At 69.0% G+C, this 14,485-nt stretch carries 11 protein-coding genes; all 11 read right to left on the reverse strand.

Annotation, left to right across the window (positions count from 1 at the left end; genetic code table 11):
* Positions 1-34: 34 nt before the first annotated feature.
* A complete protein-coding gene (locus M1L58_RS10565) occupies positions 35-778 on the reverse strand; it encodes a sulfite exporter TauE/SafE family protein (protein ID WP_083876435.1) in 744 nt (247 codons plus the stop codon).
* Positions 765-2,339 (reverse strand): bifunctional phosphoribosylaminoimidazolecarboxamide formyltransferase/IMP cyclohydrolase, encoded by a 1,575-nt coding sequence (gene purH / locus M1L58_RS10570; protein ID WP_248658863.1) that lies wholly within the window; start codon positions 2,337-2,339, stop codon positions 765-767. The genes M1L58_RS10565 and purH overlap by 14 nt, the downstream gene beginning before the upstream one ends.
* Positions 2,336-2,959, reverse strand: a complete 624-nt coding sequence (gene purN / locus M1L58_RS10575; protein WP_248658864.1) for a phosphoribosylglycinamide formyltransferase — start codon at positions 2,957-2,959, stop codon at positions 2,336-2,338. Before purN ends, purH begins: the two co-directional genes overlap by 4 nt.
* A 45-nt stretch (positions 2,960-3,004) precedes the next feature.
* Positions 3,005-4,576, reverse strand: coding sequence for a cell division protein PerM (locus M1L58_RS10580; protein WP_248658865.1), 1,572 nt, complete (start codon positions 4,574-4,576; stop codon positions 3,005-3,007).
* 149 nt (positions 4,577-4,725) lie between these two features.
* Entirely contained in the window at positions 4,726-5,808 is a 1,083-nt protein-coding gene (locus M1L58_RS10585) for a DUF5336 domain-containing protein (RefSeq protein WP_248658866.1), read from the reverse strand.
* Between the two features lie 213 nt (positions 5,809-6,021).
* Positions 6,022-7,989 (reverse strand): acetoacetate--CoA ligase, encoded by a 1,968-nt coding sequence (locus tag M1L58_RS10590; RefSeq protein ID WP_248658867.1) that lies wholly within the window; start codon positions 7,987-7,989, stop codon positions 6,022-6,024.
* A complete protein-coding gene (locus M1L58_RS10595) occupies positions 7,986-9,641 on the reverse strand; it encodes an AMP-binding protein (RefSeq protein WP_248658868.1) in 1,656 nt (551 codons plus the stop codon). The genes M1L58_RS10590 and M1L58_RS10595 overlap by 4 nt, the downstream gene beginning before the upstream one ends.
* A 70-nt stretch (positions 9,642-9,711) precedes the next feature.
* Positions 9,712-10,629, reverse strand: coding sequence for an HpcH/HpaI aldolase/citrate lyase family protein (locus tag M1L58_RS10600; protein ID WP_248658869.1), 918 nt, complete (start codon positions 10,627-10,629; stop codon positions 9,712-9,714).
* A 5-nt stretch (positions 10,630-10,634) separates the two neighbouring features.
* On the reverse strand, positions 10,635-11,135 hold the full coding sequence (locus M1L58_RS10605; RefSeq protein WP_006867780.1) for a MaoC family dehydratase: 501 nt from the start codon (positions 11,133-11,135) through the stop codon (positions 10,635-10,637).
* Entirely contained in the window at positions 11,132-12,277 is a 1,146-nt protein-coding gene (locus tag M1L58_RS10610; RefSeq protein WP_005201192.1) for an acyl-CoA dehydrogenase family protein, read from the reverse strand. The genes M1L58_RS10605 and M1L58_RS10610 overlap by 4 nt, the downstream gene beginning before the upstream one ends.
* Positions 12,278-12,375: 98 nt before the next feature.
* Positions 12,376-14,433 (reverse strand): acetyl/propionyl/methylcrotonyl-CoA carboxylase subunit alpha, encoded by a 2,058-nt coding sequence (locus M1L58_RS10615; protein ID WP_248658870.1) that lies wholly within the window; start codon positions 14,431-14,433, stop codon positions 12,376-12,378.
* Between the last annotated feature and the right edge of the window lie 52 nt (positions 14,434-14,485).

Raw genomic sequence — 14,485 nt, forward strand, 5'->3', positions numbered from 1 at the left:
CATGCCGCGAACCGGGGCCGGCCCGAGCTGATGCTCAGCGGACCGCGAGCCACACCGCGAGGCCGAGGCCGCACAGTCCGACGACGATCCGCAGCGGGCCGGCGGGCAGGCGTTTGACGACCGGTGGTCCGCACCAGCCGCCGAGCAGACAGCCGATGGCCATCGCGAGAGCCGCCCACCAGTCGACGGGCCCGAAGATCATGAAGCCGACCGCGGCGACCGCATTGGCGACGCCGAGGAACAACGACTTCGACAGTGCCGCACGCCAGAGCGGCTCGCTGGTGACCACCAGCATCAGGGCCAGGATCATGATGCCCGCGCCGGCGCCGAAATAGCCGCCGTAGATGCAGATCAGCGTCAGCCCGACGATGAACACCCACGGACGTTCGGCGTGCGAGGTCGCCCACCGCCGCAGGACCGGTTGCACGAGTAGGGCTGTGGCGGCGATGGCCACCAGGAACGGGACCATCGCCTCGAAGGCCTCGGCGGGCGTGAGGAGCAGCAGGACCGCACCGATGGTCCCGCCGATCAGGGCTGCGATCAGCCCGATGACGAGGCGGCGCCGGTCGCCGTCGAGCAGGGCCCTCCCCGACTGGGCGGTGCTGCCCACCCCGACCGCGACGAGTGCGACGGTGTTGGTCACGTTCGCCGCGATCGGGGTGAGACCGACTGCGAGGAGTGCGGGGTAGCTGACGATGGACGCCAGCCCGGTGATGTATCCGATCAGGCCCGCGCCGAAGCCGGCGACGACCAGTAGTGCGAGATCAGTGAGCGAAATGGCGTGCCCCGGTGAGGTAGAGCGTCACGCCCGCCTCGTTGGCCGCCTCGATGACCTCGTTGTCACGGATCGACCCGCCCGGCTGCACGACCGCCTTGACACCCGCCGACAGCAGCACCTGCAGACCGTCCGGGAACGGGAAGAAGGCATCCGACGCACCGACGGACCCGGCCGCGCGATCGCCGGCCCGCTGGACGGCGAGGTGAGCGGAGTCGACACGGTTGACCTGACCCATGCCGACGCCGACCGAGGCGCCGTCGGAGGCCAGGAGGATGGCGTTCGACTTCACCGAACGGCAGGCGCGCCAGGCGAATTCGAGATCCGCGAGGGTCTGGGCGTCGGCCGGCGGGCCGGCGACGAGGTTCCAGTTCTCCGGGTTGTCGCCCTCGGCGTCGATGACGTCGCGCTGCTGGATCAGCAGACCACCCGAGACCGGCTTGGTCTCGACCCCGGTCGCCGACGGCGGCGTCGCGACGAGCACGCGGATGTTCTTCTTACGGGTGAGGACCGAGAGGGCGCCGTCGGCGAATCCCGGCGCGACGATGACCTCGGTGAAGATCTCGGCGACCTGCTCGGCCATCTCGACGGTGATCTCGCGGTTCGCCGCGATTACGCCGCCGTAGGCGCTGACCGGATCGCAGGCGTGGGCCTTGCGGTGCGCATCGGCGATGTCGGCGCCGACCGCGATGCCACACGGGTTGGCGTGCTTGATGATCGCGACCGCCGGGGCCTCGAAGTCGTAGGCGGCGCGCCACGCGGCGTCGGCGTCGGTGTAGTTGTTGTAGCTCATCTCCTTGCCGTGCAACTGCTCGGCGGTGGCGAGGCCACCTTCCCCGGCGTTGCCGACATAGAGAGCGGCTGCCTGGTGCGGGTTCTCGCCGTAACGCAGGACGGCCGAACGGTTCCAAGTGGCACCGGCCCAGATCGGGAACTGCGAATCGTCCTCGGGTGCGACGACACTCGACATCCACGAGGCGACGGCCACGTCGTAGTCGGCGGTGTGGCGGAACGCCTTGGCGGCCAGCTTCTTCCGGTCGGCGAGGGTGAACCCTCCGGCCGAGATCGCCTCGGTCACCTGTCCGTAGTCAGCGGGGCTGGTCACGACGGCCACCGACGGGTGGTTCTTCGCCGCGCCGCGCACCATCGACGGGCCGCCGATGTCGATCTGCTCGATGCACTCGTCAGGGGTCGCGCCCGAGGCGACGGTCGCGGTGAACGGGTAGAGGTTCACGACGACGAGATCGAAAGCCGCGACGCCCAATTCGGCGAGCTGCGCGACGTGGTCGTCCTTACGGGTGTCGGCGAGGATGCCGGCGTGCACCTTGGGGTGCAGGGTCTTCACGCGGCCGTCGAGGCACTCGGGGAAGCCGGTCAGCGTCGAGACCTCCACGACGGGGACACCGGCGTCGGCGATGGTCTTGGCGGTCGATCCCGTCGAGACGATCTCCACACCGGCGGCCTGGAGTGCGGTCGCGAGATCGGCCAGGCCGCTCTTGTCGTAGACACTCACCAGCGCGCGCCGAATGGGTCGGCGGGCGCTGTCAGCGGGCTGTGCGTTCACGGGATGCGGGCCTTTCGTCCATCGATGACTACTCCACGGGCGACCAGTGCGGTCACCACTTCGGCGAGCAACACGCGCTCGACCGTCTTGATGCGTTCGTGCAAGGTGTCGACGGTGTCGTCGTCGTCGACCGTGACCACCTGCTGCGCCAGGATCGGGCCGGTGTCGACGCCTTCGTCCACGAGATGGACGGTCGCACCGGTGACCTTGACGCCGTAGTCGAGTGCCTCGGGCACACCATGTGCCCCGGGGAATGCCGGCAGCAGGGCCGGATGGCTGTTGACGATCCGTCCACCGAAGCGTTCGAGGAACGCGGGACCCAGGATCTTCATGAAGCCCGCGGTGACCACCCAGCCGGGATCGACGGCGGCGACCGCCTCGGTGAGCGCGGCGTCCCACGCGGCACGGTCGGCGTGGTCGGCGACGCGGCAGGTGATCAGCGGGATCTCGCTGCGTTGCGCGATCTCCTGGGCCCGGCAGACGCGGTCGACCACGATGGCCGCGACAGTGAACGGGGCGTCGTCGGCGGCGGCGCGGGCGAGCAGCGACTCGAGCAGAGAACCGGTACCCGACGCCATCACCACGACGGGTGTTCGTACGGGCGCGGTCTCAGATGTCACGCCTGCGAGCCTAATAGCAGCACGTCGAGCGGGAATCGGCGGGTCTCAGCGCCGACGGCCGGCACCGGGCGTTCCCGGGTAGAGGTCGTAGTCGGCGTCGTCGACGAGGTCGCTGTCATCGAGATCCTCGGCCGGGATCCGGTTGGCCGACGGCGCGGCGTCGTCGGCTGCGGCGGGCTCGAACCCGTCGTCCTCGTACTCCGCTTCCTCATAGACGGCTTCCTCGTATACGTCGTACTCGCCGTCCTCGCCGTCACCCTCGTCGTACTCGCCGTCGGCGTCGGTGTACTCGACGTAGTCGTCGTCCTCGTCGAGATCGGCGACGATGACGTATTCGTCTTCGAAGCCGAGGTCACCCGGGTCGTCGAAGTACTCATCCCCCACCGCGGCGCGGGCGGCCCGAGTCGACGGCAGGACGGCATAGACGATCGCGAGGAGGATGCCGATGACCGCGATCCAGCCGAGCGTGAACACGCCGGCGGCGGATACGGTGACCGCGACGTCGCCGAACTCGCCCAGCGTGCCGCCGGCGGCCGCGGTCAGGATCGCCATGGCCGAGGCGGCGACGGCGGCGGCAACGCCGATCGAGCGCACGTGCGCGACCGGATTCAGGTCGCGACAGCGCCAGCCCACGAAGGCCGCGACGGCGGCGGGGGCGATCAGGCCGAGGAAGCCCCAGCTGCCCGCACCGGTTCCCTCGGGCAGGACCGCGAGGGCGGGTACGGGCGGGACCGCTCCACCGCGGACGGTGAACAGGTCGACGGTCATCGCACCGATCTGGACATCGGACCCGACGAGGATCGCGGTCGCGCCGATCATCAGGTTCGGCAGATACATCAGGGACAGCAGGCTGAGCCCGAGGAAGCCGTCGAAGTCGTAACCGGTGTCGATCAGCTCACCGATCTCGGTGTGCCGCATCAGCATGCGCAGGCACACCAGGACCGCGCCGGCGACCACCAGGGCCAGCACGGCGACGAGGCCGTAGCGGAAGCCGCGGCGGTCGGCGTAGGACATCCCCCACCGGGCCGCGAAGTCGTGTCGTCGGACCCACGTGACACCGGCCAGCGCGGCACCGCCGTGGATGCCGATCGTGTAGGCGAAGGCGATCAGCGCATTGGGTGTCTGCACCGGCAGCACCGATCCGCCGTCCATCACGATGGCCAGCGACATCGCGGTGATCAGGAGTGAGCCCACGATCGCCGAGCACACCACCGCCCCGACGTCGAACAGATCGTGCGCGGATCGTTGCGTGGGACCGCTGCCGCCGATCGCGCGGGCCGTGAGGCGGGCGGTGCCGATCGCGACGACCAGGGTCGGCAGCAGCGGCAGGACACCGATCGTGACCCCGCTGATGGTGACCGGCACCTGGTGGATCGCCAGCCAGCTCGAGGCGATCGCACTGGGCAGGCCGGTGAGTCCGCTGCCCGCGAGCAGCAGCACCGTCAGCATCATGACGATGAGCGTGACCAGGGCGAGAGCGGGGACGGTGAACGCGACCACGGCCAGCTGCCGGGCCGACCCCTCGACGTCGTTGCGCTGGGCACGACGGGATCGTCGCAGTGCACGCAGCTGCGACGCCAGGTTCTCCGCGGTCGAGTCGGGCCTGAAGGTGGGCATCGTCATGAGCGTGGCATGGTCGGCCGCCGGGCCGTCGGAGACGCGCCGCGATGAGACGGAAAGCGTCTCACGTCACCGGGGACACGCATTGCCCCAGAGACGACAGGGCCCCGCCGACGCGTGTCGACGGGGCCCTGTCGGTGTCTGGATCAGCTTCCGCTGCTGGTGGGCGGTTCGGGCTTCTGGAAGACCGTGGTCGAGTGATCGGCGGCCGGGCCGGCCTCGGACTCACTCGCGGAGGCGCCACCCGACTGCGCAGCACCGGACGACGCACCGGAGGCGCCTGCCGAGTACTGCCCCGGGGTGTAACCGCCGTATCCGGACTCACCCGGTGCCGATGCCTGGCCGGACTGGGCGCTCGAGTAGCTCTGGCCGGTGCCGGGAGCCTGCGAGTACGCCGACGGGTCGTAGTTCGCCGAGGACTGCTGCCCGTACTGCGACTGGCCGCTGCCTGCGCCGTACGCGGAGGCCTGCGCGTCGCCGTGACCGGCGCCCTGCTGGCCTGCCGAGGCGTCGGTGCCCGACGTCGCGGCCGTGATCGGTCCCGTGGCCGACGAGGGGGCCGCGAGCGCAGGAGCCACCTTGACGACGTCGGCTTCGACGAGCAGCCACACGATCGCGAGGAGCGCCGACAGCAGCGAGAAGATCAGCAGGACGATGGCGCCGGAGGCGTTGTTGTCCACGCTGAGGAACAGGAACAGCGTGATCAGGAAGGCCGGAATGGTCAGCGCTGCGACGATCGGAGCCGCCGCGACCTTGACGCCCGGGATCAACGAGATGAGCGCCAGGACACCGGCGACGGCGACGAGCGCGTACGGGGCGTTGAACGGCGTCTGGAACAGCTCCACCGAGAAGTCATAGGCCCGTGCGGCGGCGAGGAAGCCGGAGAACAGCACGACGAGACCGAACAGACCGATGACACCGGCCAGGATCGTCGGGGTGATCGCGGGCAGACCCTGGCTCGGCGGTTTCACCGGCTGCTGCTGGCCGTAGCCGTACTGTCCGTAGCCCTGCTGCGGATTCTGGCCGTACTGCTGCTGGCCGTAGCCCTGCTGCTGTCCGTACTGCTGGCCGTAACCCTGCTGCGGGTTCTGACCGTACTGCTGTCCGTAGCCCTGCTGGGGGCTCTGCCCGTAACTCTGCTGACCGCTCTGCGGGTACTGCTGGCCGTACTGGCCGTGGGACTGTCCGGACTCGGGTTGCTGCCCGTAGCCCCCCGTTGGATACGTCATTGGCGATCTCCTGGTCGGCTCGTCTGGGTTATCTGGCTCAGGTCGCGCGCCGGTGATGACGGCATCGGCCGTCACCGCCCCGACGGGCACAACACCCGGCCCACGGTAGTACATGTGACCGGCGGGTCACATGGACCGTTCGACGCCTGCCGTCGACGCCACCGCCCACGCTACCGATGTCCGACGATGTCACGTCGCGATCGTGCACAGCCGTCACCAGCGATGAGCCCGACCCTTTTCGGCGTACCAGTCGACGAGTGAGTAGTCGTCCACCGACTTGGGATCGATGTTGACCTCGGACCGACCGGCCAGAATCGCCGTGACCGGAACCTCGAGTTTCTTCCCGGTGCGCGTGTGCGGGATGCCCGGGGCCTCGATCACCTCATCCGGCACATGGCGTTTCGACAGTCGGTCGCGGACCGCGGCGGCAATCCGCGCTATGAGGGCGTCGTCGAGGACGGCACCGGGGACGAGGGTGACGAACAGGGGCATCCAGTAGGCGCCGTCGGGGCCGTCCACGCCGAGGACGAAGGCCTCCGCGATCTCGTCGAGCGATTCCACGACCTCGTAGATGTCGGCCGATCCCATGCGGATTCCGTGCCGGTTCAACGTCGCATCGCTGCGGCCGTGGATGACCAGGGAGCCGCGTTCGGTCACGGTGACCCAGTCGCCGTGCCGCCAGACCGGCCCGTGGGGATGGGCGGTCGGTCCTTCCCACTCGTGGCCGAAATAGGCGGCGCGGTACCGCGCGCCGTCCGGGTCGTCCCAGAAGTGCACCGGCATCGACGGCATCGGTGCGGTGACGACCAGCTCGCCGACCTCACCGACGAGCGGTGTACCGTCCGGCGCCCAGCTCTCCAACGCGACACCGAGGTAGCGCACGGACAGCTCGCCGGGTACCACCGGCACCCCGACCGATCCGCCGGCGAAGGCCGACACGATGTCGGTGCCGCCGCTGATCGACGAGATCGGTAGCCCCCGCTTCACGTGGTCGTCGACCCAGGTGAAGAGGTCGGCGGCGAGCGAGGATCCCGTGCTGCCCAGGGCCCGAAGCGCCGACAGGTCGTGGTCGCGGCCCGGTTCGAGTCCGGCCTTGCGCGAGGCCTGGAGCTGCCCGGGCGAGGTACCGAAGTAGGTGACCTTCTCGTCGGCGACGATCTGCCAGAGCTTGTCGGCATCCGGATGGAGCGGGGAACCGCTGTAACAGACGATCTGCGCGCCGCAGAGGAGTCCGGCGACCTGGTAGTTCCACATCATCCAGCTGAGTGCGGTCTGCCAGAAGAAGACATCGTCCGACGACAGATCACCGTGCAGCGCACCGGCTTTGAGGTGTTCGACGACGACGCCTCCGTGCCCGTGGACGATACCTTTCGGGCGGCCGGTGGTGCCGGAGCTGAACAACACCCAGAGGGGATGGTCGAAGTCCACGAGCACCGGGCCGGCGTCGCCGGCCTCCGCGGTGAGCGCGTCGGCGTAGTCGATCCGCGTCGTGCCCTCCCCCGTCGATTCGCCTGCGTCGCCGCCGATCGTGATGTGTGCGACGAGTTCCGGCAGCAGGCTCGCGAGTTCGGCGCTGTCCGCACGCTTGTCGATGTCCTTGCCGCCGTACCGGTATCCCGCGGCACTGAACAGGACCTTCGGTCGGAGCTGACCGAGCCGGCTCGCGGCACCCTGCGGCGCATAGTCCTGGCCGCACCCCGACCAGATGGCGCCGAGGCCGGCGGTGGCGAGGAAGGCGACGACCGCCTCGGGGATGTCGGGCAGGTAGGCCGCCACGACGTCGCCGGTACCGATTCCCTGTGCCCGCAGCGTCGCGGCCAGGGAGGCGACCATGCCGGGGAGATCCGACCAGGCGATCTCGGTGCGTTCCCCGGCCTCGTCGAGTCCGACGATGGCGGCGCCCGGCAGGTCGGCGTGCCGCAGGATCTGGCTGACGTAATTCAGCCGGACACCCGGGAACCATTGTGCGCCGGGCATGGTCGGGTCGGCGAGCACGGCGGCGTCGCCCTCGGCGAGAGGTTCGGCGGCCAGGGCGTCGAGGTCGAAGAACTCCCACAGGGCTCGCCAGAACTGTGCCGGCTGCTCCACCGACCAGGACCACAGCCGGTCGTAATCCGCGGCGTCCACGCCGAACCGGTTCTCCACGTGCCGGCTGAACCGCTCGATCGCGGCACCGGTCATCGCAGGTCCTCCAGGATGTGCGTGGCCTCTTCGCGCATCGCGACCTTGCGGACCTTGCCGGTGACGGTCATCGGGAATTCCTTGACCACGTGGACGTATCGGGGGATCTTGTGCCGCGCGATCTTGCCGTCGGCGAAAGCTCGCACGTCCTCGGCCGTGAGATCGGTGGCGTGGTCGCGGAGGCGGATCCACGCCATGAGTTCTTCGCCGTACTTCTCGTCGGGGACGCCGATGACCTGGGCATCGAGGATGTCGGGATGGGTGTAGAGGAATTCCTCGATCTCGCGCGGGTAGATGTTCTCGCCGCCCCGGATCACCATGTCCTTGATCCGGCCGGTGATGCGGACGTAGCCGGCGTCGTCCATCTCGGCGAGGTCGCCGGTGTGCATCCACCCCTCGGAATCGATGGCCTCGGCGGTCTTCTCCGGATCGTTCCAGTAGCCGGTCATCACCGAGTAACCGCGCGTGCACAGCTCGCCGGTCTCGTTGCGGCCGAGCGTCTCCCCCGTGCCGGGAGCGACGATCTTGATCTCGAGGTGCGGGCCGACCTGGCCCACGGTGGTGACCCGGAGTTCGAGCGGGTCGTCGACCCTGGTCTGGGTGGACACCGGCGACGTCTCGGTCATGCCGTAGCAGATGGAGACCTCGCTCATGTGCATCCGACCGACCACCTGACGCATCACCTGTTCGGGGCACGGCGAGCCGGCCATGATGCCGGTGCGCAGCGAGGACAGGTCGGGAGCGTAACCCTCCGGAGCGGCATCGAGCAGTGCGAGTTCGGCGATGAACATCGTCGGCACGCCGTAGAGACTGGTGCAGCGATGTTCGGCGACCGCGTCGAGCGTGGCCTTCGGATCGAAGGCGGGACCCGGGATCACCATGGCCGCACCGTGACTGGTGGCGGCGAGATTGCCCATCACCATGCCGAAGCAGTGGTAGAACGGCACCGGCAGGCAGATGCGGTCGTCGGCGGTGTAATCGAGAAGCTCACCGACGAGGTAGCCGTTGTTGCCGATGTTGCGATGCGACAGCGTCGCCCCCTTGGGGAAACCCGTTGTACCCGAGGTGTACTGGATGTTGATCGGATCGTCGGCGGACAGCGACGCCGAGATCTCGGCGACCCGCGCCAGTTCCTCGTCGGAGGGGGCCGCGGTCAGCTCGGTCCACGCCGCGGACTCGAATGTCACCACCTCCCGCAGATCCGGGCAGTGCGGACGCGCCTCCGCCAGCATCGACTCATAGCCGGAGTCCTTGAACCGTTCGGCCGCGAGGACGACGCTCGTGCCGGACTGCTTGAGGGCGTACTCGACCTCGTTCTGCCGGTAAGCGGGGTTGAGGTTGACCAGGATCGCGCCGATCTCGGCGGTGGCGTACTGGACGAGCACCCACTCGAAGCGGTTGGGCGCCCACAGTCCGACCCGATCCCCCTTGACCACGCCCAGTCGCAGCAGACCCGCGGCCAGCGCCCGCACGTCGCGGTGGAACTCCGCGTAGGTCCACTGCCTGCCGACGGCGGCGTCGATGAGCGCGACGTGATCGGCGTACTTCTCGACGGTCCGCGCCAGCGTCACGCCGATGGTGTCCGTCAGCAGAGCAGGGCTCTGCGGACCGTGGGTATGTGCGAGGTTCTGGGCGTGAGCGTCATTGCTCATGAGCGGGCTCCGGTCTCTCGATGATGTCGGGGGAACGAGGGGAAGCGGAAAGCGGTTCGGCGCAGCGGGATCAGGCGTCGGCGTCGGCGGCGGGTCGTCCGGCCACGCGGGACAACACGACCTCCGCCTGCCGGAGCACCGGGCCGTCGATCATCTGACCGTCGAGGCTGAAGACCCCGCCACCGTGTTCGGCGGAGCCGTCGATCACCCTGTGCGCCCACGCGATCGCCTCTTCGGACGGCTGGTAGCCGGCGCGGATGTGCTCGACCTGCGATGGATGGATGCACGCGGTCGCGGTGTAACCGAGGGCCACCGCGTCGCGTACCTCGGCGACCAGACCGTCGACATCGTCGATGTCGAGATGCACCGAGTCCACGGCGAATTTGCCGTGCGCCGCGGCCGCGATGCGGACCATCGACCGGACCCAGGCGGCGACGTCGCGGTACTCGCCGGCGCGGGGCTCCGCGGGCCCGAACCGGCTCGACGTCCCGCCGAGTCCGGCGACCAGGTCCTCGGCGCCCCACATGAGGCCGATGCAGTTCGACGTGGCGGCGATGTCGTTGGCGCGGGTGGCACCCAGCGGCGTCTCGATCAGCGCGATCGTCTGGAACGCGGTGTCCAGGATCGACGCCACGTCCTCCGACTTGGCCTGCATGACGACGCGGTAGTTCGTCTCGGAGACCGCGGCGAGGTCGCGACGGTAGTCGCCAGTACCGGCCGGGTTGATCCGCACGATGGTGCGGTCCGGGTCGATCGGGTTGGCGATCAACGCTTCCCGCGCGGCAGCCCGATTCTCCGGAGACACCGCGTCCTCGAGGTCGAGGATCACGACGTCGGCCCGGTCGAGGGCCTTCTGGTAGCGCTCGGGCCGGTCTGCGGGACAGAACAGCAGTGCGGGCCCGGCGGGCAGCCAGGCGTTGGACAGCTGGGAATCGCCCAGACTCGATCCGCTCACGAGCGAATTGTCGGCGGGTCCGTCGAAGAACATCGTCGTCACTCCGTAGGTTTCTTGCGCACCAACGTGGCCCGCGCGGCTCGCGCGACCACCTCGCCGTGCTGATTGCGTCCGATGTGGGTCAAGTTCACCACGCCCTCCCCCGGCCTCGACCGGGATTCGCGTTTACCGGTGCACAGTGTCTCGGCGTAGAGGGTGTCACCGGCGAACAGCGGCGCGGGGAACGCAACCTCGGAAAAACCGAGGTTGGCCACCAGTGTGCCCTGTGTCAGCTGGCTGACCGAGAGACCCACGATCGTCGACAGCGTGAACATGGAGTTGATCAGGCGCTGACCACCGAAACCGGGCTGTTGCGCCGACCACGCGGCGTCGAGGTGCAGGGCCTGGGTGTTCATGGTGAGCGTCGTGAACAAGACGTTGTCGGCCTCGGTCACGGTGCGTCCGGGACGGTGTTCGTAGAGGGTCTCCTCGATGAACTCCTCGAACCACAGGCCGCGCTGGACGACCCTGTTCACGGGTGCCTGGTCGTTGTCGCTCATGCGAAACCCAGCTCCCGGGCGATGAGCATGAGCTGCACCTCGGTGGTGCCCTCGCCGATCTCGAGGATCTTCGAGTCGCGGTAGTGACGGGCGACGGGGTACTCGTTCATGAATCCGTAGCCGCCGTGGATCTGGGTGGCGACGCGCGCGTTGTCCATGGCCGCCTCGCTGGCCACCAGCTTGGCGATCGACGCTTCCTTCTTGAAGGGCTTGCCCGCCAGCATCTTCGCCGCCGCGTCGTAGTACGCGGTGCGCGCGACGTGGGCCCGGGCCTCCATCCTTGCGATGGCGAAGGACACCGACTGGTACTCGCCGATCGGCTTGCCGAACGACTGACGCTCCTTGGCGTACTTGACGCTCTCGTCGACGCAACCCTGCGCCGCTCCGGTCGCGAGTGCCGCGATCGCGATCCGGCCCTCGTCGAGGATCGACAGGAAGTTGGCGTACCCGCGGCCGCGCTCACCGAGCAGGTTCTCCTTGGGCACGCGCACATCGGTGAAAGTGAGCGGGTGGGTGTCGGAGGCATTCCAGCCGACCTTGTTGTAGGCCGGTTCGGCGGTGAAGCCGGGGGTTCCCGACGGCACGATGATCGTCGAGATCTCCTTCTTGCCGTTCTCCTTGACCCCGGTGACCGCGGTGACGGTGACCAGCGAGGTGATGTCGGTGCCCGAGTTGGTGATGAACTGCTTGCCGCCGTTGATGATCCACGAGTCACCGTCGTCACGGGCGGTGGTCGCGGTGGCCCCGGCGTCGGAGCCGGCACCCGGCTCGGTCAGACCGAAACCGGCGAGCGCGGTACCGGCGGTGAGGTCGGGCAGGTACTGCTGTTTCTGCTCCTCGGTGCCGAACCGGTAGATCGGCATCGCACCCAGGCTCACGCCGGCCTCGAGGGTGATGGCGACCGACTGGTCGATCTTGCCGAGTTCCTCGAGTGCGAGGGCCAGCGCGAAGTAGTCGCCGCCCATGCCGCCGTACTCCTCGGGGAACGGCAGCCCGAAGAGGCCCATCTTGCCCATCTGGGCGATGACCTCGTACGGGAAGGTGTGGTCGGCATCGTGTTTCGCGGCCACCGGCGCCACCACGGTCTGCGCGAAGTCGCGCACCGTCTCGATGAGGTCGGTGTACTCCTGCGTGAGTTCCATGAGAGTCCTGTTCACTCTTGTCGTTCGGTTCGATCTGTTCTGTTCCGAGCCCTTCGTGGCTCGTCGCTTGCGCTCCTCGCACCTCAGGGAGCGAGTGGTCAGGGAGTGGGAACGGACTCCCGGCTCTCCGCGGGGGTGACCACGGCGAGGATCTGTCCGGCATCCACCTTGTCACCCACCTTCACCGTGATGTCGACGGTTCCGTCGAGGGGTGCGGTCAACGCGTGTTCCATCTTCATCGCCTCGACGACCACGACGGCCGCGCCGCTGCTCACCTCGTCGCCGGATACGGCACCGACGGCGACCACGGTGCCGGGCATCGGGCTGGCGATCTCGCCGGCACGATCGTCGGCGGCCTCGTCGAGCAGCGGGCGGGCGAGATCGAGGACCCAGGCGCCGGACGGTCCCGACACCCACCAGGATTCACCGACCAGCGTCGACGACCAGGACTGGCTGACCCCGTCGACGATGAGACGGTCGGATTCGCGACCCTCGCCCGACTGTGCGGGGAGGTAGACGACCTCGGCGGTCCACGACTCACCCTCGGCCCCTTCACCACCCTCGGTGACCACGGTCGCCGATCCCGAGATCGACTGTGCATCAGCGTGTTCGACGCGAATCGACACGGTGGAGTGGTGTCCGCCGCTCACGAGCCTGGTGATCACCGGGGCCGGTTCGCCGACGCGCCAGCCGACCGCCGACGACCAGACGTCGCCGCGGTCCCGGGTCCCGATGCGGGCGAGGCCGACGAGGACCTGAGCCTCCGGGGAGGGTTGCGGCACCGCGTAGTCGGCGACCAGACGGTCGAGCAGTTCGGTGTCGAGTTCGGCGTCGACGACGGCCTGTTGCCGGAGGACGAAGCGGCAGAAGTCGATGTTCGTGACGACACCGAGCACGCGGGTGTGTGCCAGCGCCTGGTCGAGGCGTTCGAGGGCCTCCTCGCGGTCGCTGCCGTGCGCGATGATCTTGGCGAGCATCGGGTCGTAGTCGCTGCCGACACGCAGGCCCCCGAGCATGGCGGAGTCGACGCGGATGCCGCTGCCCGACGCCGTGTCCGGGTGGACGAGGTGTTCGATGGTGCCGCCCGTGGGGAGGAAGCCACGGGCGGGATCCTCGGCGTACACGCGGGCCTCGATGGCGTGGCCGGTGAGCGTGATGTCGTCCTGGGCGAAGCCGAGGATCTCGCCGCGGGCCACGCGGATCTGCTGCTCCACCAGGTCGATTCCGGTGACCAGTTCGGTGACCGGGTGCTCGACCTGCAGCCGGGTGTTCATCTCCATGAAGAAGAACTCGTCGGGCTTGTGGGCCGAGACGATGAACTCGACGGTGCCCGCGCCGGTGTAGCCGACGCTGCGGGCGGCGTCGCAGGCCGCCTCGCCGATCCGGGCACGGGTGTCGGTGTCGAGCAGCGCCGAGGGCGCCTCCTCGATGACCTTCTGGTGGCGGCGCTGCAGGGAGCACTCACGTTCACCGAGATGGATGACGTTGCCGTGGGTGTCGGCGAGGACCTGCACCTCGATGTGGCGCGGCGTGTCGACGAAGTGCTCGAGGAACAGGGCGTCGTCGCCGAACGCGGCGCCGGCCTCGCGTCGTGCGCGTTGTAGTGCGGCAGGCAGTTCGGCCGGGTCGGCGACGCGGTGCATACCCTTGCCGCCGCCGCCGGCGCTCGGTTTGATGAGGACCGGGAAGCCGATGTCGGGGGCGGCCGCGATCAGGTCCTCGTCGGTGAGGCCGGGACGCGAGAGACCCGGCACCACCGGCACGTCGCGCGCGGTGACCGCGGCGCGGGCGGTGATCTTGTCGCCCATCGTCGCAATGGCCTCGGTCGGCGGACCGATGAAGACGATGCCCGCCTCCGCCAGCGCGGCGGCGAATTTCTGGTTCTCCGAGAGGAATCCGTAGCCGGGGTGGACGGCGTCGGCACCGGTCTTGCGGGCCGCGTCGACCACGGCGTCGATGTCGAGATAGCTCTGGGCCGCCGCGGCCGGTCCGATCCGGACCGCGACGTCGGCCTCGCGGACGTGCCGGGCGTGCGCGTCGGCGTCGGAGTAGACCGCGATGCTGCGGATGCCCAGGCGGCGCAGCGTGTCGATCACCCGGCAGGCGATCTCACCACGGTTCGCCACCAGGACGCTGCGAATGGGTCGGGTGCTCACGGTCTGAAAGTCCTCTGTTGTCGTGGGTGAACTCGGGGATGACATGTCGGCC

Source organism: Gordonia sp. C13 (genome assembly GCF_023218005.1).
In the GTDB taxonomy this organism is placed as follows: Bacteria; Actinomycetota; Actinomycetes; order Mycobacteriales; family Mycobacteriaceae; genus Gordonia; species Gordonia namibiensis.

Bases quoted from the DNA above. Each gene is read 5' to 3' on its own strand.
- M1L58_RS10580 (WP_248658865.1), bottom strand. From the start codon at position 4,576: ATGCCCACCTTCAGGCCCGACTCGACCGCGGAGAACCTGGCGTCGCAG.
- M1L58_RS10605 (WP_006867780.1), bottom strand. From the start codon at position 11,135: ATGAGCGACAACGACCAGGCACCCGTGAACAGGGTCGTCCAGCGCGGC.
- M1L58_RS10595 (WP_248658868.1), bottom strand. From the start codon at position 9,641: ATGAGCAATGACGCTCACGCCCAGAACCTCGCACATACCCACGGTCCG.
- M1L58_RS10610 (WP_005201192.1), bottom strand. From the start codon at position 12,277: ATGGAACTCACGCAGGAGTACACCGACCTCATCGAGACGGTGCGCGAC.
- M1L58_RS10590 (WP_248658867.1), bottom strand. From the start codon at position 7,989: ATGACCGGTGCCGCGATCGAGCGGTTCAGCCGGCACGTGGAGAACCGG.
- M1L58_RS10585 (WP_248658866.1), bottom strand. From the start codon at position 5,808: ATGACGTATCCAACGGGGGGCTACGGGCAGCAACCCGAGTCCGGACAG.
- M1L58_RS10600 (WP_248658869.1), bottom strand. From the start codon at position 10,629: ATGTTCTTCGACGGACCCGCCGACAATTCGCTCGTGAGCGGATCGAGT.